The 23950-nt window shown below is 48.9% G+C and carries 12 protein-coding genes; 7 read left to right on the forward strand and 5 right to left on the reverse strand.

Annotated features, from left to right (window positions below):
* Nucleotides 1-2: 2 nt before the first annotated feature.
* Nucleotides 3-2372 carry a S8 family serine peptidase gene (locus HB364_RS19845; protein ID WP_167290071.1) on the reverse strand — a complete coding sequence of 790 codons (2370 nt, stop codon included), beginning with the start codon at nucleotides 2370-2372 and terminating at the stop codon, nucleotides 3-5.
* Between the two features lie 284 nt (nucleotides 2373-2656).
* Between HB364_RS19845 and HB364_RS19850 the strand changes: the two genes are divergently transcribed.
* Nucleotides 2657-3178 (forward strand): hypothetical protein, encoded by a 522-nt coding sequence (locus tag HB364_RS19850; protein ID WP_167290072.1) that lies wholly within the window; start codon nucleotides 2657-2659, stop codon nucleotides 3176-3178.
* Between the two features lie 249 nt (nucleotides 3179-3427).
* Here the strand turns inward: HB364_RS19850 and HB364_RS19855 are convergent, their stop codons facing one another.
* From HB364_RS19855 to HB364_RS19865, 3 genes are read right to left on the reverse strand one after another with little or no spacing between them, the layout of a single operon-like run.
* Nucleotides 3428-5155 carry a CocE/NonD family hydrolase gene (locus HB364_RS19855; RefSeq protein ID WP_167290073.1) on the reverse strand — a complete coding sequence of 576 codons (1728 nt, stop codon included), beginning with the start codon at nucleotides 5153-5155 and terminating at the stop codon, nucleotides 3428-3430.
* 27 nt (nucleotides 5156-5182) lie between these two features.
* Nucleotides 5183-5899 carry a LytR/AlgR family response regulator transcription factor gene (locus HB364_RS19860; protein ID WP_167290074.1) on the reverse strand — a complete coding sequence of 239 codons (717 nt, stop codon included), beginning with the start codon at nucleotides 5897-5899 and terminating at the stop codon, nucleotides 5183-5185.
* Nucleotides 5896-6960 (reverse strand): sensor histidine kinase, encoded by a 1065-nt coding sequence (locus tag HB364_RS19865; RefSeq protein WP_167290075.1) that lies wholly within the window; start codon nucleotides 6958-6960, stop codon nucleotides 5896-5898. The genes HB364_RS19860 and HB364_RS19865 overlap by 4 nt, the downstream gene beginning before the upstream one ends.
* A 270-nt stretch (nucleotides 6961-7230) precedes the next feature.
* On the opposite strand from HB364_RS19865, the gene HB364_RS33560 reads away from it, so the two are divergent.
* Complete coding sequence (locus HB364_RS33560; RefSeq protein WP_167290076.1) at nucleotides 7231-8847, forward strand: OmpA family protein; 1617 nt, start codon at nucleotides 7231-7233, stop codon at nucleotides 8845-8847.
* 135 nt (nucleotides 8848-8982) lie between these two features.
* On the opposite strand, the gene HB364_RS19875 is transcribed toward HB364_RS33560, so the two are convergent.
* Nucleotides 8983-9996: a LacI family DNA-binding transcriptional regulator gene (locus HB364_RS19875; protein WP_167290077.1), complete on the reverse strand. Its 1014-nt coding sequence runs from the start codon at nucleotides 9994-9996 to the stop codon at nucleotides 8983-8985.
* 267 nt (nucleotides 9997-10263) lie between these two features.
* On the opposite strand from HB364_RS19875, the gene HB364_RS19880 reads away from it, so the two are divergent.
* The 5 genes from HB364_RS19880 (at nucleotide 10264) to HB364_RS19905 (ending at nucleotide 23908) form a co-directional block, all read left to right on the forward strand.
* Entirely contained in the window at nucleotides 10264-13458 is a 3195-nt protein-coding gene (locus tag HB364_RS19880) for a SusC/RagA family TonB-linked outer membrane protein (RefSeq protein WP_167290078.1), read from the forward strand.
* A 19-nt stretch (nucleotides 13459-13477) separates the two neighbouring features.
* Nucleotides 13478-15133, forward strand: a complete 1656-nt coding sequence (locus HB364_RS19885; RefSeq protein WP_246228555.1) for a RagB/SusD family nutrient uptake outer membrane protein — start codon at nucleotides 13478-13480, stop codon at nucleotides 15131-15133.
* 73 nt (nucleotides 15134-15206) lie between these two features.
* Nucleotides 15207-16094, forward strand: a complete 888-nt coding sequence (locus tag HB364_RS19890; protein WP_167290079.1) for a DUF5017 domain-containing protein — start codon at nucleotides 15207-15209, stop codon at nucleotides 16092-16094.
* Between the two features lie 82 nt (nucleotides 16095-16176).
* On the forward strand, nucleotides 16177-20466 hold the full coding sequence (locus HB364_RS32940) for a sodium:solute symporter family protein (protein ID WP_208420023.1): 4290 nt from the start codon (nucleotides 16177-16179) through the stop codon (nucleotides 20464-20466).
* Nucleotides 20467-20491: 25 nt separating this feature from the next.
* Nucleotides 20492-23908, forward strand: a complete 3417-nt coding sequence (locus HB364_RS19905) for a hypothetical protein (protein WP_167290080.1) — start codon at nucleotides 20492-20494, stop codon at nucleotides 23906-23908.
* The last annotated feature ends 42 nt before the right edge of the window (nucleotides 23909-23950 follow it).

Genomic DNA, 23950 nt, shown 5'->3' on the forward strand with positions numbered 1-23950 from the left:
CGTTATAATAGCCCTGGTCCTGTTGCATTGATTACCGCGAGGGCATAGTCCTGGCGGATAGCGCCGGCAAATTCAGGTATTCCAATGCTGATGTTTACGCCTTCCACTTCAATCCGGTAGTTGCCGGGAGTAGCATTCTTAACTACCACTTTCTGGACATTGTTGCGGATATCATTGATAGGATCAGACATCAATACAGTATTGGAGCTGGTATGTATCACCCGGAGGTGCAGCCGGTTCTGGAGGGTAGCTCCCGGCGCATCACGCCATACCAATGTAACAGCCAAAGTATTTGCAGCGGCAACCACCACATTGTACGTATGAGTATCTCCTGTCCGTAACGCATGGTTAAGCGTGTCATCAAATTTAACTGTGTCGGATAATGTATTCGACAGGTCAAGCCGTCCCCAGCCCTGGGCAGGATGCGGAACACCCATACCCATATCAACAGCGCCATTGATGGCAAAGGCCTTGATCAGGGCCGCGGATGGCGAATGGCCGCGCTTTGTAATTAAATATTGCCGTAGCAGCGTGCAGGCGCCGGCAACGATCGGGGTAGCCATACTGGTGCCACTCTCATACATATATAGCTGATTAGCTGCGGTCCCTGCTCCGGCAGGTAAAGCAGGCGTATTTTGATTGCCTTTACCACGGACTGGTCCGCCCGGTAATCCAATCCCTACTGCGTCATGATGGGTGGGCACGCCGGTTTCATCGCCGGTTAGCGGAAGGCCATCAAGGCCATGATCAGCCACCGCCACTGTTGACCGTGCAGAGAGTATCCACGACCCCGGTGCTACAATATCGGGTTTACGGCGATTGTTTTGTACCGGCCCCACACTGCTGAAATCAGCCATCTGGTTGTGGTTGCCGGCTTCTGATCCTATGTTGAGCACAGCGCCACCCGGGAATCGGGGACTTGCCGGAAAAGTAACTGAACCTGGCAAAGTCCTGACGCTTTTACTCGCACCAACAGTCAGCACATTTTTAGCCGTACCGGGTGGCGTGATCTTATTCTTGGGTTTCCTGCCTTCGTTGCCTGCTGCAAACAGGATCAGGAAATCCCGGTTCCTGAAAGCAAACTCATCTGCCTCCCCCGAATTGGAATTATATGACCCATCGCCAATGGTAAATCCCCATGAGTTGGTATGGATGAAGGCGCCATTTTGGAGCGCCGGTGAAAAGAGGTTTCGTAAATTGGAAGGAAGCCCGCGAAGTCCCCCGCTACTGTCCAATACCGATTGAAAGAACAAACTTGCTTCCGGGGCCATTCCCTGCACATTGCTGTTGGAGTTGGCGCCGCTGCCCAATACCGATCCTGCTACATGGGTGCCATGGCCATCTGTATCACTGGCATCTCCGGGCCGTCCTAACGGAACAATTTTTACGATCCGGTTCCTGAAGTCGGCAGATAGGGTGGCATTATCTTTACCCGTATCGAGGCCCGTATCAGCAACAGCCACCACCTGGCCTGCTCCCCGCAGTCCTTGTCCGTTGTGGAAAGGCGTCACCTGTATAATGCCGCCTGCTATATTGTTATGCAGTTTGTAAGGGGCATAGGGATTGAGTTCCTTTATCGCTTCAATACGGGCGATATTCATAAGATTTTCAGGAGGGGCAAAGGCAATGATGCGGTCTTCATTAACCGAAATGACTTTTCCGCCGGCCGATTCAATAGCAGCGGGAACTGCTTCACTGGCAGCAGGCTTTACGATCACTTCTATATTACCGTCTGTTTCCGGCTGGTAAGGAGGTGTTGCCCGGGAGGTCTCTGTAATATCAGTAATGGGACTGTCAACAGGCTGTATATCATCTGTTGTTTCCAGCAGCATTAAACCACTTTTAAAGGAAAGGTTTGTTTTCAGCGGCACAGAAAAAAGAACGGGATTTATCTTTAATTCCGGTTCATACACAGTTACCGTTTCTACAAAAGGCAATTGCTGAACATCATCTACCCGGTCATTGTTGATCTCAACAAGGTAAAAGTATTCATCCATGCTTTGTTCAAACCGTACACCGGTATCTTCCAGTTGGGTTTTCCAGTCGGGATGCAGGGGGCCGGCCAAACGGAGAATATGATAGGTGGAGCCGGAGGTGGCGCTTACATCCGCAAAAGCACGTTCTGCTGCCTGTGCCGAGGTAGCATGCATGTTTATATTGTCGGTATCAACAATAAAGGCCCCGGTTTGCAGGAGTGGTTGTTCAGGGATCTCTCTAAACCGTATAGCATGATCCTGCAGGATTTGAACTGCATTGTCATCAGCCTGTACCAAAATGGATTGACCGTAATTGGCCAGAATATTACCAAACTGCGGGATCAGGGATAGAACATTAGCGGGATGGTCGCCCGGATAAACCATTATTTTTTTCATAATAACCTGATTTAAGATGTAAGTACAATTGAAGTGAACCCTTTTTTCCTTGGCGGTAGCGGATAGGCTGAAGGTAACACCGGAACAAGGGGATGGGAAAGGGTGTTTTTCACGTATATTCTAGCGTGTTCTTACAGTGTAGCCAGACCGGCAAGATGCTTTTATGTGCCAGAAGGTAAAAAATAGTCGGATTTCTGTTAGTACATAAGTGTCGTTTATTTGTTATAACAATGTGTGCTCAGGCATCTGAAATCCAAACATCTAAACCATCCTACTGATAAACTATGCATAGGCACTCGTTCTTGATTGATAAAATAACGAATAGCATCGAAGATGCGCAGACCGGAAAAAGTTATAAGACGGAGGTTGTACCTGTGGAATTGACTGACTTTAAAACTGTTCTTAAAAAGAATGGATGGCGTTTTAACTGGAGAAAAGAACATAAACACGCAGAACGGCAGTTGTATAAAATATTAGTGGAAGGAGATGTCAATATACAGGGTTTGATTAGCCTGCAGCCTGTTGAAAACTATATAGAGTTACATTTGATAGAAACTGCCCCTCATAATTATGGTAAATCAAAAAAGTATGTTGGTGTACCAGGTAACCTGGTTGCTTTTGCCTGCAAAATGAGCTTTGATACAGGGTTTGAAGGCTTTGTAGGATTCAGAGCTAAAACGCAACTGATTCAACACTATGTTGATACATTGGGAGCCGAGCTAATATTCAAAGACAGGATGTGTATTTCAGGGATTTCTGCTAAAAAATTAGTAAATTCGTATTATAAAAACTACATCAGTGGCTGACAAAAAACGATATTACGGATTGGATGAAATAGGGTTTGTGGGTACACAGGATAAGCGAACCAATGCGCAGGTTAAAAAGGACATTGAAGAGACCGTACGTTATATTAAAACCAGCAAATCCAGGAAAAATACAAGAACATCGACTAAAACTAAATAACATTTAGTCTGATCAGATAATTAAATAAGAAGCCGCCCAACGGGGCGGTTTCTTATTTAAAGGCGAGGCTTAAGATTGCAAAACAGATTTCTCTATTTCCACACAGGAACTCTGATAAAACTATCATTATACCACTGCACCTGCAAGGGTGCACCGGCATCCTGTATGCTTTCATCGCTTACATCTTTTCCGGTACCATAATTCACCTGGGCAAAGGGATTCCTGTTGATGTTCAATACCACCAGCAGACGGCTTCCCTTACTTAGTTGACGGCTCACCAGGCGGGTCCTGTCGAAGGGGATAGTCGTGATCTCTCCGGGCGTTAGCAATTGCCGTACGGTCTTGTCCTTAGCATAACTGGCCCTGCCTAAAAAATAGGACAAGTGAAAGTACCGCCCATCGGGCATTAACTCATAAAATGTGACACCGATATCCATATCCTTTTTGTTGATGCTGGCGATCAGCGATCCTGCAAAAGTGCCGTTCACTGATACCGGTTGATCAAATGGCTCCGTGATAAAATAGAGCCCGCTGCTATCCTGCAACTGCTGTTTAATAATGGGGTAGGGATAATAGTCGGTATTGTTGGCGGTTTGCGTATCGGCAAAATTGATCGTCTGTGTAAGATATCCCCGGTGGGCGGGCTTCTTTGCAGACAGTTGGTAGTAATTGCCCAGCCTGCTATTGGTAAGGTACAGCATCAGTGTGTCATTGCTCATCGTTTCGAGGGAAGGGGCATGCCGCCATTGATTGGCGCCCATCACTTCAAAGTTGATCTTATCTTTTAACAGGATGGGTTTCTTACCATTCTTCAGTATATAATCCATCCATTCAAAAGTGATATTCCGGGTACTGATCAGTGCTACGGAGTCTACCTTATATTCCCGCAATACCGGCGCGCCGCCCACCTGTGCGCCAAAATGATCATAAGGTCCGATGATGAGGTAGTGTTCCGCATTCTTATTGTATTTATAATGCTCCTGCACATACTGCAGGGCCGAGATCTGTCCATCATCATAATATCCTGTAATGCTCAATACGGGGATATTGATGTGGGCAAAATCGGGCCCGTAGGGGATCATATCCTGCCAGTACTTGTCAAACGCCGGGTGTTGCAGCCAGCGTTGCAACCATGGGTTGGGTGTGCCGTCTATGCTGTCTATCTTCCGGTAAGGCACACCGCTGGCATACCAGGTGCGGGACAGCGTATTCCACCGTTTGGGATCACGATATACTTTATCATCGAGGTACTTGTTATTGCTTACATAGAATGCCCAGCCATAATTGGCATTGATGAACACATTGTTCTCCATAGGTACGCCCTGTCCCGGTATGGCAGCCACATAAGGTACAATGGTTTTCAGGGCAGGATGCAGGTGTTTGGTAGCGGCCCATGCGGCAAATCCATTGTAACTGCCGCCATACATGCCTACCTGGCCATTGCTCCACGGCTGTTGAATGATCCAGTCAATCACCGCATTGACGTCCTGCACTTCTGCCTCATAAGGTACCACCTCATCCGGGCTCAGGCCCTTGCCGCGCGCCAGCGCCAGCACACTGGCATAACCATACGCAGCGCCTGTTTTGGCCTGTCGCAGGTTATTGGAATCGGCATAGATGGTAAATGCCAGTACGGCAGGTTGAGGTATGGAAACGTCTTTTGGCCTGACTATTATGGCGGAAAGTGTAATGCCGTAAGTGGTTTTAATCAGCACGCTGTCTTGTAGGAGATAACGTTGCGCATCATCTTCCGCAGGCATTTGTGCGGTAAGGCATGACGAAGCGATAACAGCTATCGCTAAAAAGATAACTCGTTTCATTATAGTAATATTTTAAAAAGAATACTGTTACAAACCATTCAGGGTTTTGAACTTCACTGATTGGCGACTTGATACTTCCAATTGCTCACCAGTTTTTAGACTGATGGTAAGCCGGCCATTGGGCAAGCGATGTACCTGTTGTATATAACGGGTATTGATAAGCTGTGTACGGTTGATCCGGAAGAAGGGGAGTGCTTCCAGTATTTCCTCCCATTGCCTGAGGGAACGTTTCAGCAATACTTTTTTTCCCTGGAAATACAGGCGCGAATAATTGTCGAGCGATTCGATCAGGTAGATATCACTCATCTGCACAAAAAAGCATTGCTCTCCATCTTTGATAAATAGCTGCCGGTCGGCTGGCATATTCTCCGCCGCGCTTTTTTGCTGAATAGTATGGCGCGCCTTCTCCATGGCTTTGGTAAAGCGCTCATCGCGTACAGGCTTCATGAGATAATCCAGCGCATTGATCTCAAATGCCTGTACGGCATATTGATTAAAGGCAGTGGTGAATATCACCGCCGGCACTTCATCCAGCATCTCCAGCAGCTCAAAGCCCGATTTATCTGGCATCTGGATATCCAGGAAGATCAGGTCGGGCCGTTTTGCTTCGATCTGTTCTTTGGCTTCTTCTGCATTTTTTGCTTCGCCGGTCACTTCAAAGTCGGGATAACTTTTCAGTGCCCGCTTCAGTTCTTCCCGGGCGGAGCGTTCATCATCAATCACAATGACCCCGATCTTTTTCATGCGGCAGGAATTAGTAGGGTGGCCAATACTTGTTTACCGGGCATTTCCCGGATGGCAAAGGATGCTTTTCCATTGTACTGCAGCCGCAACCTTTCTTCCAGGTTGTTTAATCCCAGGCCCCGTGCGTGCTGCTGTATATGGAGCTCACCCGGACTTTGCACTGTGATCATGATCTGTCCGTCTTTCATGGCTATATTCATCGTTATCAGTCCGCCTTCCTTTGTTTTTTCTATACCATGTTTAATGGCATTCTCCACCAGTACCTGGATGCTGAAAGGCGGGATAAGCGTATCCAGTAATGCCTCCTCTGCTGTAATGGCTGTCTGCAACCGTTCTTCAAAGCGTAGCTTTTCCAGTTCGAGGTAGTCTTTTACCAGGCTCACTTCTTCCCGGGCAGGGATCAGTGCATCATCCTTGCCATAGAGGGAATTCCGCAGCAGGTCCGACAAGAGGTCAATGGCCCTGCGGGCTGATCCCGGGTTTTCCGTTACCATGAATTTGATATTGCTCAGGGAGTTGAAAAAGAAATGAGGATTGAGCTGTGCAGACAATTTGTTTAAGCGCGCCTCTTTTTCAATCACCGATAAACGGGCATTTTCTTTGGCAGTATGGATCTCCCTTTGTGCATAATGGTACAGGTGCCAGGCCAATACCCAGATGGACAGTAACCGCGTGCCCGTAATAAAGATGGTGAGCCAGTTGGCCGTAAAGAATTGCCGGACAGGGACCAGGAATTGTGGGCTGAACAGGGAACGGATCAGGTACAATTTGCAAAGGATGAGGACCATATACAGTAAAGACAATATGATGATGGCGGTGGCCATTCTCCCCACCAGGGCTTTGAGGGTGAGGGTATGCCATTGCCGGCGCAGCGCAAAATTCCGGTAAGCATGTGTAAGCAGGATGCCTGCCAGTACATCGCCGATAAAGTCAGCGATGCCCTGCCCGAAATCAAACTCAATACTGGTCCTGAAAGCAGCATAACCCCAGTAGGCCGAAGCGGCCGACCAGCCTATGAGCTGGCATTTCCAATAAAGTGATAACGGCATCTTTATGCTCATCGGAAAATTGTAATGCTGAACAAAGTAAGGTGATCCCGGGCAAGCGGAAAAAAGAAGGTAGGGGAGTGAAGCAGAACAGGGGATGAGCGTGGAAAGACAGCCTGTAACGGCGCCTGTTTCGGCAAGGTTAATGCGGTTGAGCCAAACTGCAGGATGCTTTTGGATTGATTTACAGTCGTATAGAACGCACCTGCAACTGTTGAAGCATATTTATCCCCAAAGGGTAGGAGATTATAGGCTTTTGCCTTATTTTGGCACAAATCCGATACCGTGAGAACACTCCTAACCCCCTGCCTGCTGGTGTTGGTCATGCAACACGCATTGGCACAACCTTCTGCCCAGCAATCAGATTCCGCTGCCGGACTGAAGCAGCAAAAGGACAATATTATTACTGCCAATACTATTCTCAAGATTGAAAATTTAGGTATTAATATTAATTCCGATTTGCCGGAGTTAAGGCCTACTGTTTCTGCCGATGGCAATCTCTTGTTCTTCATTTGCGAGAATCACCCCGCTAACACCAAATACAATTCCATTCCCAATTCACAGGATATCTGGTATTCGGAAAGGGACAGTATGGGTAAGTGGAGTGAAGCGCGCCACCTGAAAGCGCCGTTGAATACTTCCCACTATAATGCCGTGTACTGGATATCGCCCGATAAGAACCGGATACTCATTCGCGGTGCATTTATTGACGGTGGTTATCACGGCAAAGGCGTGAGCATGAGTTACCGCAAGACCAGTGGCCGCTGGAGCGAACCGCAGAGGTTGTACATTAAGAACTATGAAAAATATGACCGGGGATTATTGTCCGGCGCTTCCATGACGCATGATGCGCAAACCCTGTTGTTGTATATGACGCCCGATAAAGGCAGCAGCCTGAACGACCTGTATGCCTGCTTCCGGCAACCTGACGGTTCCTGGTCAGAACCCAGGACCCTTGGCAAGCAGATCAGCTTACCTGGTTATGATGAAATGACGCCTTATGTAGCCGCCGATGGCGTTACCATGTATTTTAGCAGTAACCGCCCGGGTGGCATTGGCGACAATGATATCTGGATGACGAGGCGGCTGGACAAGAGCTGGCAGAAATGGAGTGAACCGGTGAACCTGGGCGCTCCCATCAACACCAAGGGCTGGGATGCTTTCTTCACGCTTGATGCTGGTGGAGAATACGCCTACTTAACTACCAACTTAAATACCTATGGTGAAAGTGATATTGTGCGGGTGAAGCTGCTGGAGAAAGAAAAGCCCAACCCGGTGATCCTGGTGAGTGGCAATGTATACAACCAGAAAACAAAAGAACCGCTCAGCGCCTCGCTGGTATATGAAACCTTGCCGGATGGCGTAGAAGCAGGCAATGGGGTGAGCAGTCCTGTAGATGGCGCCTTTAAGATCGTATTGCCGTACGATAAGAACTATAGTATCCATGCCACGGCCGATAAGTTCTTTGCTGTATCAGAAAACCTGAACCTTGACTCTATGATCAAAGCAGGTTATAAGGAAATACACAAAGACCTGTACCTGGTGCCCATTGAAATAGGACAGGTAGTGCGGTTGAACAATGTATTCTTTGACTTTGATAAATGGGACCTGCGCCCGGAGTCTTTTGTAGAGCTTGACCGTGTGGTTACCTTGCTGAAAGAGAATCCGAAGATTGAGATCGAAATGAGCGCACACACCGATAGTCATGGTACAGATGAGTACAACTTTAAGTTGAGTGATAACCGCGCCAAATCCGTACGGGAATACATCCTGTCCAAAGGCATACCGGAAAGCCGCATTATATCAAAAGGCTATGGCGAAACGAAACCCGTGGTGGCCAATGATAGCGATGAGCACAGACAGTTGAACCGTAGGGTAGAGTTTACGATATTGAAGAATTAAAAACTATCTATCTTATAAGACCTGTCTTTCACTCGCTCGCCTCCGGCGAGTGAGTGTATTGGCAAGCCTCTGGCTTGCTACAACAAGCCGGAGGCTTGTAAATAGACCTCACCAGCGGGACGCTGGCGAGTGAATTTAACTCGACTTACGTACAATCAACTCTGTCTTCAACACGCGGATAATGGACTTCCATTCCGAAATATCCCGGCTGATCTGATCAATGAGTAACTGCGCGGCTGTTTGCCCTATTTCCTTCACCGGTTGTGATACCGTGGTTAAAGACGGCTCAATGAGGCCCGACACAAAATCATTGCTGAAACCAACAATGGCAATATCCTTTGGCACCTGCAGTCCTTTCTTCTTCACGATCTGCAGCGCTTCAATAGCAGTAGGGTCATTAATAGCAAAGATGGCATCGGGCGGATTGTCGAGCCGCAGCAGGTGGTTCACATAGATCTTTACCTTGGCAATGGTAAGATCATAGGGAATGATCAGTTCCTCATCAATGGGAATATTGTATTTCTTTAAGGCATCGCGGTAGCCGCGTAACCTCTTTACACTGATGGCCAGCGTATCAGGTCCTGCGAGGTGGGCAATCCTTTTCTTCTTTCGTTTAATAAGATGCTCCACTGCCCGGAAAGCGCCTTCATAATCATCTACCACTACCTTGGGCACATTCATATCTTCACACACCCGGTTAAAGAACACAATGGGGATGCCCTTGCGCTCAAATACCTTCAGGTGATCGAAATTCCGTGTCTCTTTGGTAATGGATACCAGTAAGCCATCCACCTGGTTGGCCAGCATCAGTTTGGTATTGGCTACTTCTGTTTCATACGTTTCATTGGAATGGCAGATGATCACATTATATCCGTCCCTGGCCGCTACTTCCTGGGCGCCTACGATCACCTGTGGGAAATAAGAGCTGAGGAATTCAGGAACAATAATGCCGATCGTATTGCTTCTTTTGTTAAGCAGGCTCACAGACAGCATATTCCGCTGGTAATCCAGTTGTTCCGCCAGCTCCAGTACGGCCTTGCGGGTTTTCTCACTTACACTGGGATGGCCGGTTAATACGCGCGATACGGTGGATTTGGATAAGTTGAGCTTCTGGGCAATGTCTACAATCGTTATCTGGTGGCGTTTCATTTTTAACGTATTTCTCTTAATGATATTTTAATGGTCGTATTAGCGAAACAAAAGAATGTGAGTGGGCTAGTGGCTAGTGGTGAATGGCGAGTAGAAAGCCCACTCGCTACTCGCCACTTACCACTTGCCTTCCTAATACAAAGAAATGGAAAATGAGTCACAATGGGAATGTTCCCGTAAAATGGGAATGTTCCCACAATAAATTAATCCTAACTTTTTTTGTCTTACTGTTTGTATTCGGCATTTTTGTTTCAGAAGTTACGCCGTATGAAAAAATTATTGCCTGCCATTCGTCTTGCCCTGCTTACGATTGTATTACTAGCCGCTACCGGTTCCTTTGCGCGGCAAACGCCCGCTACGCCGAAAGTCATTACCGGTAAGATCACCAACGCAGAAAATGAGCCGCTCGAAGGCGTTACCGTACAGGTAAAAGGTAAACAGGCTTCCGTCACATCCAATGAAGGAGGTATTTACAGCATCCCGCTCGACAATCTACAGGGAGTTGTGCTGGTCTTCTCGTCTGTCGGCTACCTGAACAAAGAAGTAAAGCTGAATGCCAATGCTACCTTATATAATGTAAAGCTCGATCACAATCCCAAAGACATGGAAGATGTGATCGTGATCGGCTATGGCACTGTGAAGAAGAAAGACCTGACAGGATCGGTAGGCCAGGTGAAAATGGAGGAGATCCGCAAAGCGCCGGTAGCGTCTTTTGAAGATGCGCTGGGCGGCCGCATCGCCGGTGTGCAGGTGGGGAGTATCGATGGCCAGCCAGGCAGCGCTAACCTCATCACCATCCGCGGTGGCAACTCCATTACACAAAGCAATGGACCTTTATATGTGATAGACGGTTTTCCTGTCGAAAGTTCTGTCAGCAATACCCTCAATCCGGATGATATTGAATCTACCGAAGTATTAAGGGATGCCTCTGCTACTGCCATCTATGGTGCGCGCGGCGCCAATGGGGTGATCCTGGTGACGACTAAAAAAGGAAAGATCGGCATGCCAGCCATTACTTATAATGGCTGGTATGGGTTGCAACAGGAGATCAACCGGATGGAGGTCATGAGTCCCTATGAGTTCGTAAAATACCAATTGGAGCTATCCTCCGCGGCTGCCGGCCTTTATCTCAAAAATGGGAAAACCCTCGAATCGTACAGGAATGCACAGGGGGTGGACTGGCAGGATCAGATCTTCCGCGTAGCTCCCATGCAAAGCCATAGTCTTTCGCTCAATGGAGGCAATGATAAGACCAGGTATTCATTTTCCGGTTCCATTTTGGACCAGGATGGTATTCTCATCAACAGCGGTTTTAGCCGCTACCAGGGCAGGATAGTACTGGACCAAACGGTGAATGCCAAATTGAAAATAGGCGTGAATGCCAACTACTCGGCCCTCAAAACTACCGGGCAGATCGCCACCAGCGGAGGCGATAATGGCATCAATGCATCTTCCTACCTGTTTTACAATGCGTGGGGATATCGCCCCATCACCGGTGATTCCCTGTCCAATCTAACCTTTGAAGAAGATGCCTTTGATCCGGATATCACTTCAACCGTTGATCTGCGCGTGAATCCGATCGTGTCGGCAAAAAATGCGCACAATGTTGCTTTTACCAATGCTTTAATGGCTAATACTTACCTCGAGTATAAGATCTGGAAAGACCTTACCCTCCGGGTTACGGGTGGCATTACCCGCAATGCCGTACGGCGGGAGATCTTCAACAACACCAAAACAGCGGCCGGTAATCCCCGTACCAATTATGGAGCTATCAATGGCGTCAATGGTTCCATCAACAACAACGTACTCAGCAGTTGGCTCAATGAAAATACCCTTACGTGGAACAAGCGCATCAATAAAGACCATATCTTAAATGTGGTGGGCGGTTTCACCCTACAAAAGACGAAGACCCTCATAGATGGGTTCTCTGCCAATCGCGTACCCAATGAATCCCTCGGTATCAGCGGCCTGGATGAAGGCACGCCCCAGGTTAACTTCTCTTCCGAATCGGAAGCGGCACAAGCCTCCTTTCTCGGACGGATCAACTATAACCTGAAATCAAAATACCTGTTCACCGTTTCTTTCCGGGCAGACGGGTCATCCAAATTCGCCCTTGGTAATAAATGGGGGTATTTCCCCTCCGGCGGTATAGCCTGGCGCCTCAGTGAAGAAAAGTTCATGAAAAACCTCCCGTTCATTTCCGATGCTAAACTGAGAGCAAGCTATGGGGTAACCGGTAATAACCGGGTAGCCGATTTCGCTTACCTGTCCGTATTAAGGCAAACCGGATTTACCAATGGTAGCGGTAATACTACACCTGGCTATTATTTTGGTAATGCGCACATTCCGGGTTCCGCACCGGTGGAAGTAGGAAACAAGGATCTCAAATGGGAGCGTACCGCTCAAACGGATATCGGACTGGACATCGGTTTCCTGAATAACAGGATAGCACTGACGGTAGATTATTATTATAAAAAGACCAGCGATCTGTTGTTGAATGCTTCCATGGCGCCCTCTTCCGGTTACCTTACCGGCTTCAAGAATATTGGAAAGGTTTCCAATGAAGGGTTGGAGTTTACCCTGAACACCGTCAACATCAATAATAAGAACTTTACCTGGTCTACCAATTTTAATATCTCCTTCAACCGGAATAAAATACTGGAATTGAATGATAACCAGCCCAGTTTGTTGACCCTGCTTACCTGGAATGACAATTTCAACAACAATCCGCCTTACATGGCCAGGCCTGGTATGCCGGTTGCCTCCTTTTATGGATACTTGTTTGATGGCCTGTACCAACTGGAAGATTTTGATCAGTTGCCCAATGGTAGTTTGGTGCTGCGCGAAAACGTACCGACTAATGGCAATGACCGTGGATCGATCAAACCGGGATTCATAAAATATGTAGACCTCGATGGCGATGGACTGATCACCAGCGGCGACCGGACGGTCATCGGCAATCCCCTGCCGATCCACATCGGTGGGTTTTCAAATAATTTCCGCTACTACAATTTCGATTTGAATGTATTCTTCCAATGGTCTTATGGCAATGATGTGCTGAATGCCAACCGCGTGGTATTCGAGGGTGCTGAGGCCAGGCAAAACCTGAATATGTTTAAATCTTTTGAGAACAGGTGGTCGCCCGAGAATACCGGTTCCCTGATCCCTGCCGCCGGCAACTCCAGCCCCAATGTATTATCGACCCGTGTGGTGGAGGATGGTTCTTACCTGCGGCTGAAAACAGTGTCGTTGGGATATAATATTCCTGTCCCGGTATTGAAGCGGATAAAGATCAAAAGTATACGGGTTTATACCGCTGCACAGAACCTGGTTACCTGGACCAACTATTCAGGTGTTGATCCGGAAGTGTCGGTCAGGAACAGCGCACTTACCCCCGGCTTCGACTGGTCGCCTTATCCCAAGGCCCGGACCATTACCCTTGGTGTGAATGTAACTTTCTAACGATAAAATTGCTTTGTATATGAACGTGAATCGGCAATCAGTAATCGGCAATAAAGAATCGGTAATCGGCAACCGGCAATCGGCCATGCTCGCAGCTCGTAGCTCGTGGCTCATAGCTACTGCATTGGCTATTGTGCTGCTGGGAAGCTGCAACAAATTCCTGGAGACTAAACCCGTGGATTCCATTACCCCCGAAACCTATTATAAAACGGAAGAGGACCTGAACAGGGCCCTGGCGGCGGTATATGACCGGCTGGGTGACCGCCGTGTATATGGCCAGGCTTTGTGGGGATATCTTTGCTTCAGCGATGAGTTCTTCATCAAAGGGCAACCCACCGGCTATATGTCCAATACCCTCGATGCTTCCATGTTGGAGATCAACCGTAGCTGGCAGTCAATCTATGCCGGCATCGAGCGGGCCAATATGTTGCTGGATCATATGGATGGAGCAAATGTGAGCGATGACTTAAAAAAAGAGATAAAAGGACAGGCTTTGTTCCTGCGTGGATTCTACTATTTCACCCTGGTAGACAATTGGGGAGCTGTTCCCCTGAAGCTCACTTCCACCAAATCGCCTACCGAGCCTCCTTTGCCCCGCACGTCCATAGCGGATGTATATGCGCAGATCATCAAGGATATGAAAGAAGCGGAAGGACTGGTGAAAGACATTACTTCCTATGGTTATAACAGCCGGATCACCAAAACGGTGGTACAGGGTATCCTGGCGCGGGTGTACCTCACTATGGCGGGTTATCCTTTATACGACGAAACAAAATACGCCGATGCCAGGGAATATGCCGATAGGGTGATCAAATCGGAGAAGCATGCGCTCAACGCCGATTTCAAGCAGATCTTTATCAACCATGCACAGGATAAATATGATATCAAGGAATGCCTGTGGGAGCTGGAGTTCTATGGCAATGGCCTGGAAGTTGTTAAGGAAGCCGGCTTCCTTGGCGCCTGGATGGGCGTTTACTGTCCAAATATAGATACCGGCTTCGCCAATGACTATATACACGCCACTGCCAAATTGTACAATGCGTATGAAGCAGGGGATGCCCGGCGCGACTGGACCATTGCTCCTTACTATTTCAAACCTAATGTTACCGGCATTACTAATCCGCCTGTTACCAGGACCAACTGGAATACCAGCCAGATCTATGAAAGGAGCGCCGGAAAATGGAGAAGGGAATATGAAACGTTCAAGCCCAAGATTGCGGATGCAACGCCCATCAATTTTCCCCTATTGCGTTATTCGGATGTTTTGCTGATGTTTGCCGAAGCAGAAAATCATATCAACGGACCTACCCCGGAAGCGTATGAAGCAGTGAACCAGGTACGCCGGCGCGGTTTCGGGAAACCGGTTAATACTTCCGATCCTGTGGCCGATCTGCCTGCGGGCCTCGCCCAGGTAGACTTCCTGGAGGCTTTGAAGAAAGAGCGTTTCTGTGAGCTGGCCTATGAGGGGCTGCGTAAGCACGACCTGACCCGGTGGGGTAGCTATGTATCTACTATGCAGCTGTTGGTAACCGATTACCAGGCTACCATGCCCTCCGCTATGCTGCAGGCTGCCGTGGGCCAGGCAAGCAGGGTAACAGACAGGAGTGTATTGTTTCCCATACCCAGCAGTGAGATTGCGGTCAACCCCTATTTGTCACAAAATCCCGGTTGGTAATCAAACTGTCGCCCTGAGCCTATCGAAGGGCTTCGACAAGCTCAGCCTGACATTATACATTAACCCGAACACCATGGCTATGCAAAAAATCATTAGTCTGCTCAGTATAGGTCTTGTGGTACTTGCCTGCAACAAGCGCGATGAAGTAGGCGTACCCGAATTCAATGTGACCACTCCTTCCACTACTTATAAAATAGGGGATACCATCGCTTTCAATTTCTCCGGCAATGCACAGTACATCAGTTTCTGGTCGGGCACGCCCGGACATGAGTACCAATACCGCGACAGGCTGTTCAATACCGGGTATAAATTATTGGTAAGGTTCAATACCTACCAGCAATTTGGCATACGGAACAATATGACCGTGCTGGTGTCGAACGATTTTAACGGTACCTATGATACCACCAACGTAAAAAAAGCCACCTGGACCGATATCACCAGCAGGGCTACCCTTTCTCAGGGGGCCGACCAGGTGCCTTCAGGTACCCTTGACCTGTCTGAATTTACCGATGGGAATAAATCCGCTACCATTGCATTCCGGTACCAGGCGGCCCCTGCGGCTTCACAGAATCGCTGGGTGGTGCGTACCTTTAATGCCGATTACCAAGCGCCGGATGGTACGGTTACTTCCATTTCCACCATGAGTACTACCGGCTGGAAAGCTGTGAGCTTTAAAAATATAGCTGCCGTTTGGTCGATCACCAGCCAGCAATTATTGATGGCTGGTACCAAAGATTCTACTGATGACGACTGGGTATTGAGCAGGAGCTACAATCCCAATGCGGCATCTCCTGATAAAGGAGTATCCATTAAGGATATAACTTTTGACCTGAAAAAATATGTAACCAACAACGTGTATACGAAGCCTGGTACCTATAAAGTAGTTTTTGTGGCTACCAATGCTTCCTATGAAAACAGGGAACAGGTAGTGAAAGAAATTACGTTAACGATAACACCGTAAGAGCAAGTGGTAAGTGGCAAGTAGCAAGTGGGCCTGCTACTCGCCACTCGCCATTAACCACTCGCCATTTACTATTTACTCTATGAATCCTACTATAGATACCACCGTCATCATCGTATTCTCGGTTTTCATCATGTTGATCGGTTTCCTGTTCGCACGTACGGGCAGGAACCTGAAATCTTTTTTTGCCGGTGGTGAAGCGGTGCCCTGGTTCATCGGTGGATTGTCGTTATTCATGAGCTTCTTTTCGGCAGGCACCTTCGTGGCCTGGGGCTCTATTGCGTACAAATATGGATGGGTGGCCATCACCATCCAGTGGACGATGTGCATTGGCGGCCTGATCACCGGCCTCTACCTCGCCCCCAAATGGAAGGCTACCGGCAACCTGACGGCTGCCGAGTTCATCCGTGAGCGCCTCGGCGCCGGTGTACAGAAAAGTTACATCTACATCTTTATGCTGGTATCCTTGTTCATCAAAGGATCGGTATTGTATTCTGTCGCCAAACTGGTAGGATCTTCTTTAGGCTTTCCGTTAGTACCGGTTACCATTGTGCTGGGACTGTTTATGATTGCCTATACGGCGGTGGGTGGTTTATGGGCCGTGATGGTAACTGATATTTTGCAATTTGTCATCCTCACCGCTGCTATCCTCATCATCCTGCCGCTTGCTTTCAATGCGGCCGGTGGCGCTGGTCATTTCCTGGACAAAGCGCCCGAAGGATTTTTTAAACTGGTGAACGGAGAATATACCTGGGGCTTTATACTGGCCTTTGCGCTGTACCATATTTTTTATATCGGGGGCAACTGGACCTTTGTGCAACGCTATACCAGTGTAGATACGCCAAAGTCGGCCTCCAAAGTAGCCTACCTGTTTGCCGCCCTGTACATCATCAGTCCCATCTTATGGATGCTGCCGCCAATGGTGTACAAAACCATCAATCCTTCTTTATCGGGCCTGGATACAGAGAATGCCTATCTTATGATCTGTAAGCATGTATTACCTGCCGGTTTAATGGGATTGATCCTTACCGGCATGTACTTCTCTACTTCAGCTTCGGCCAATACCGCCCTCAATGTGGTATCGGCTGTATTCACCAATGATATTTATAAAGGCTCTATTAATCCAAAGGCTTCTGATAAAAAGCTCATGAGCATTGCCCGTATCTCTTCCTGGTTCTTTGGCCTGGGTATGATCGGTATAGCGCTTATTGTACCGTATATCGGCGGTATAGTGGAGTTTACCTTAAGCATTGGCGCCGTCACCGGCGGTCCTTTACTGGCTCCACCTATCTGGGCGCTGTTTTCCAAACGCCTCACCGGTAAAGCCACCATCTTTATTACCCTCATCAGTTTGTCGGTAAACCTGGTATTCAAAATGATCCTGCCGCTTACCATAGGCTTTAAGCTGAGCCGTGCTTCAGAAATGCTGGTGGGCGTGGGATTGCCTTTCCTCATGCTGGCCCTGTATGAGCTGTACGCCAGGGCAAAAGGCGTTGACAACCCGGATTATGCTTTATACCTGCAACGCAAGGCGCAGCGCAAAGAAGATGCGCTGGAAGCCAGTGCAGAAGAGACCTATGAGATCAAAAAACAGAATAAGTTTGGCCTGCAGGTCATCGCCTTCTCCCTTGCTTTTATTGCGGTGCTATTATTCATATTGAGCCTGCTCACCACCTCCGGCGCAGGTATGGTGGCCGGTATTGCGGCGGTGATCTTAGTGTGCGCATTCATACCATTCCGTGCAGCCCGCAAAGTGAAATTACAGCCAACCACAGCCGTATTGTGTATCCTCATCGGATGCGGGTTGTTCACCAACAAATCCACCGCACAAACAATAACCAGCACGAGGGCTACGCTTGCCTCACCTGCTTTGCAATTGAACTGGAGCAAGGGAAGCAATGGCTGGCAGTTGCAACAGTTAGCTGTAAAGAAAGGCAGTCAATGGATCAGCCTGCCCGGCGCCAGCGGAGAATACACAGTGTTGTATGCACCACAAAAGCCCGACTCTATACCACCACCCATCTACGACGCAGCCGGAAAGCCCGTACTATTCCCGGAAGCGCACTATCGTTATACCATCCCGGTATGGAAAGAAGCCACTTCACCCGTTGCTATGAACGTAGCGGGAGAAGCCATCCGTTTTTATCCGGCTGCCGTACAATCCGGCAACCAGGAGTTATTATTCTTACAGGAAGCCAGGGAAGCAAGGGTAAAGGCTGCCTGGCGCATGGAGCCGCGATATGCAGGCGATATCCTGGTGACCATCACCCTGACCGCCAAACAGGATGGATATTTCTCCATCGCTTCACCATCACTGGCCATTGTTGCCAATAAAGAACTGTCCTGGGGCATGGTGCCCGGACACTTTCAGGGCAATGCCATTGAAAAGAATTTTGTCAAGGCCTTTGCTTACGGGCAGGGCATTCCCGATAAGCCCGTAGTAAGCCGTGAACGTTCGGCTTCTACCCTTGCGCCGCTGATCAGCACAAAACAAGGTATTACCATGGCCGTGATACCCGAACCTGGTATGGGCCGTGATCCCTGGGAAAGCGATCGCCTTACCAATAGTACCTGGCAGCTTGGTTTGTCTGTGATGAACAGGCAGGCGCAATTAACGCCTACGGCCTGGCATCCGGTATTGGGACAAAAAGGATCATGGCTCAAAAGCGGTGAAAGTGTACATTTTTCTTTCCGCTATACAGTACAACCGGCCAACTGGTACACGGTATACAAACATGCCGTAAATGATATATACAAGCTGAAAGATTTCCTTGCCTTAAAAGAAACAAAGCAGTCACTCACCAATCGCATCTTGTCCATGCACAAATACGTGGTGGATGACAGCACGTCCAAATGGCGCACAGAACAATACCAGGACCTCACCATTGGTGCGCAGGATTACCTTGGCGGTGTGTACGGTGGTGATGGAGATGCCATCAAGAATGCCGACTATGGCGCTATGTGGATGCTGGCCCGCATTACCAATGACCCGGTATTGCAACAGACCCGCCTTCCTTATGCCCGCAATTTCAAGATCACACAGCAGGATAATACACCGGGATTCTTTTATGGAGCAGCAGCCGGACAATATTACCTGCCCAAGCGCAAAAAGTTCACCGAAGAGTGGGGGCCTTATGTGGAACCGATTGGTACTACCTACTACGTGCTGATGGATGCGGGTAATATCTTATTGTTTAATCCGGGCGATACGACGCTGAAACGCGAACTGAAAGCGGCAGCCGATAAGCTGTTATCCTGGATGAGCAAGGATGGCCAATGGCAGGTAGCCTATGATCATGCTACACGTGAACCCCTATTTACCGAGGTGGAAGACCTGCGTCCTACTTTCTATGGGCTCGTGATTGCCTATAAAATGCTGGGCGATCAAAAATATTTACAGGGCGCTATCAAAGGTGCCGCCTGGTATATCACCCATGCGGTAAACAGGGGACGTTTTACCGGTGTGTGTGGTGATACCCGCTTTGCACCCGACTTTGCTACCGGGCAAAGTGCGCAGGCCCTCCTTGATCTCTACGACATCACGAAAAACCAATACTATCTGCAGGCGGCCATTACTACCGCGAAATTGTACACCACGTCTATCTACACGCATCCCATTCCCAACCGTACACCCAAAACAGCCGGTGGCAAGTTGCGGCAGGATTGGGAGATCAGCCAGGCAGGCCTGAGCTTTGAACATGGCGGCAGCATCGGCTCTGCCACTAAACACGGACCTATCCTGCTGGCCAGTCATGCCGGTCTATTTATCCGTATGTTCTCCCTTACGCATGATTCATTGTTCCTTACCATGGCGCGGACTGCTGCTTTAGGCCGCGATGCTTTTGTAGATCCTGCTACCAGTGTAGCTTCTTATTACTGGAATACCATGAACAAAGGGGCTGGTCCTTATCCGCACCATGCCTGGTGGCAGATCGGCTGGATCACGGATTACCTGCTGTCGGAAGCAACCCTGCGTTCCGGAGGCAAGATCAGTTTCCCCCGCGGGTTCATCACGCCCAAGGTAGGTCCGCACCAGAGCTATGGCTTTGCAGCAGGAACGATCTATGGTGCTAAAGCCGATCTCTTGCTGAAAGAAGGTATGCTGGATACCGGCACGCCATACCTCGATTACTTTGGCGCGATTAACAAAGCACAGAAAAAATTATTCCTCCTGTTGTTGAATGATGATGACGAGCCTTTACAAACCACGCTCAAAATAGATTATAGTAAAATACTGGATACAACAACCATACAACCCAGGACTGTTTACGCTATCCATGCCAATGGCAAAAGAACATTGCTGAACAGCACCAACAACTGGCAAACTACTATACCTGCTTATGGGATACAAGTGATTGAGATCAGCTATTAAAACCCGACAGGCTCATCAAGATATTATGAAAGCGCTCTATAAAAATGTATTGAATACCCTCCTGATGGGTGTCATGACCGGCTTTTCTGTTCATGCACAGCAAAATTATCTCCTGGAAGCAGAAGACTTCCAGTTCAAAGGCGGCTGGGTGATAGAACAGGAAGGCGGCAAAGGATTTTCCGGCAACCAGTTGTTACGGGTGATGTCGGGCAAAACAAAAGCAGTAGATGCCCTCACTGTTATTAGCATTAAACAGACTGGCACTTATACGGTATGGGTACGTACCATGGATTTCCCCAATGACAGGCCCGGCACCCGTTTATTCCGGGTGTATGTAAATGAACAACCCATGCCACAGGAATCGGGCAAGCATGGCAAGGCTGGTCTTTATTGGGAAAAAGCAGGGGAGGCCACCCTCTCCGCGGGTGAAGTGGTGATGCGCCTCAACGACAGCCGGGGCAACTTCGGCCGCTGTGATGCTATCCTCTTATCCCCCGCAGCAGACTTTGATCCCAATACACAAACACTGACCGCATTGGCTGCCTATAAGATCAAACCCGTGGCCCAGCAGGCCACACCGGTGAAATATCCTGCACTGCCGCCAGTAACCACAGATTCCCGCGCTACGGCGGCTGCCACCATTGCCAATGAACAGGTACGGGTGCGTTTTGTACCGGTTACTATGCCCGGCAGCAATGAAAAGCGACTCGCCGCGAAAACGGAGATCAAACAAAAGGGACGCTGGATCAGCATGGATGAGCAGCGCGAAGATCATAAAGTATACATCCTCCGGTCTGATAATCCCCAGCTTGGTTTTGGCAATTTCTTTCCTTCCTGGAATGGTTCGGTAGGACTCACTTCTTTCACCAATAACGGGAAGGAATACAGTATACTGGAAACAGACAATACGCTCAATCCTTTCCTGTCGGGCAAGCTCACAGAAGCTATTCCTGTATCGGTAAAGTCTGTCAATAAGCAAACCATTGAAGTGAATTATACCGTGGCTGGTGAGGGCATGTTGAAAGGATGGTGGACCCTGACGCCCGGTGCGCGACACGTTGCCGTCACCCTGCAGTTTACACCCACCAGCAATGGCTATTACAGCATGGGCATAGCCGCCTTTCAAAGTATGGCGGCTGATAGTGTGACCAATATCCAGTTGCCACCCATGTTCCAGTACAGGCGTTTATCACCACAGCCGGTACTCCTGCCTTCCGGGATGATGCCGCAGCCTGTAGCCATTGCAGAAACCAAAACAGGCGCCGGTTTATTCTCCACCTTTACCAGTGGCCTGGCTAGCAACTTTAAGGCATCAGATTGGGGCAGCGCTTACAGTAGCCCCATGGGTTTCAGCATTAAGAATGAAGTGAACAGGATACAGCCGGTAGCTTTTGCGCCGGTGATGGGACTGGAGGATTCAAAGCTCACTGCCGGACAAACCATCCAGCGCGGTTTTGTGATCGGCGCCATAGCTGGTGGATGGAATGAAGTGCTGACCTACGTATCTGACAGCATTTATAAAGTGAAGGATTACCGTCAGCAGCACACTGCTTCGCTTTCCGATGCCGCTTTCAATATGATTGATTTGGTGAAGAATGATCAGGCGGCAGGATGGGATGCAGCCCTCAAAGGATTCTATGACATTGAAGCCAATCCGGCCGTAGTGCCTACGGTGGTTCATTCCTCACCGCTTACCATGGTATCGGCAGCCGTATTAAGCCGTGATGAAGAATTGTACATTACCCGCGCTTTGCCTACCATTGAATATACCTTGTCGCGCAGTGGTTTCCGCTGGGCAAAGGCCGTATCGGGTACACCCTTCAACAGTGATAAAAAATCCTTACAACTGAGTCCCTTTGGTTCCCAGTTTACCACCAACTATTTTGAAGGGCTGTACCAATTGCTGGGCGAAGCCAATCCCTGGCTGAAGGACATTGCATTGCCCGGTGGCAAAGTGCGCCCGGCCAGGGGTTATTCGGTAGAGGTGCCGGTTTACACACAGGACCTGGCGGCCTGGCGACTGACCAAAGAAGAGAAATGGTTAACAGCCGCCAAAGCGGATGCTGATCAATTCATCGCTACCCAGGTAAATGGAAATCTTACCAAGCCATTATCAAGATTACCTTTTTACAATACTTCTTTTTACGCCTATTGGTGGGACCTGATAGACCTGTATGAGGCCACAAAAGAGCCACGCTTCCTGCAGGCAGCCGATGTGTCTGCCTATCATACCCTGATCGGCATCCGCGCTTATCCGCAAGTGAAAGATACGCTGCAAACCATTCACCCCGGTAATGAATTTGAAGGCAATACCACCCTGTGGTGGAAGGGCGACAAAAAATACCGGTTGGGATTCCCACGCGTCAAAGGCGATGCACCGGAAAAGCAGGTGCCGCAAGGGCTGGTATCGCCGGTAGGGCTGGGCTTTGAACAACCCTTTACTTATTTCGATGCAGGCAAAACAGTCAGACCGGTATTCATGTCGAGCTGGGCGCCGCACCTCCTGCGTTTGTATCAATACAATCATAAAAGCATTTTCCAAACCTATGCCCGCAATGCGGTGATCGGCCGCTTCACGAATTATCCCGGTTACTATGCATCCGGGTTTACAGACATTACCCTGCAACCGGATTTCCCGTATAAAGGCCCCGATGTAAGTTCTGTTTACTATCACCATATACCGCCGCATTTATCCTTCACGCTGGATTACCTCATCACGGAAGCCATACAGCGATCCAATGCCAAAGTGCAATTTCCCTATGGCAAGCAGGATGGTTTTGTGTGGTTCAACAACCGTGTATATGGCGGCGGAAAGGGAACTGTGTTTGGTGATGCATCTGCCAGTCTGTGGATGAAGAAGGGGCTGGTCATCATTGATAAGCCGGCAGTGAATTATGTAACGGCTATCTCCGACGATCGCTTCTGGATATTACTGCTCAATGAAGAGCAGGGCGGGGTACAGGCCACGATCAAACTGGGTGCAGCAGTGCCGGTAGCTGATGCAACAGCAGTGAAAGGGTACAATGGAGAAACAGGCAAGCAGGAAACCATAGCCATGAAAAACAGGAACATCAAGGTATCGTTGCCATCAAAAGGACTTACTGCCTTGTCATTACCGCTGGCGACCAAACCAGCACCCTCCACCCTGGCGCCGGTAGCAGGTGGCATGAAAGTGATAGACCTGGGCGCTCCCTTTGGCAAATGCTATCTGTTCAGGATACGCTCACCCTTTGGCTGGGATTCCATCTATGGTTACCTCGAAGCGGGGCCGGTAGAGGGCGCTGTAGTAACAGCCACCTTCAATGGAAACACCATTACCAAAGAGGCGTATCCTTATGAATGGTCATTCTACAAAATAACAGCCGGCCAGCCGGTGAAGGGCGTAGTGCAACTGAGAACGGCCGATGGCAAGACCAAAGAAGTTACTGTTGAATTTGAATAAACAACGGGCTTAGGGTGGATCGTCCCGTACTTTAGTCGGGAC

It is taken from the genome of Paraflavitalea devenefica, from assembly GCF_011759375.1.
Lineage (GTDB): Bacteria > Bacteroidota > Bacteroidia > Chitinophagales > Chitinophagaceae > Paraflavitalea > Paraflavitalea devenefica.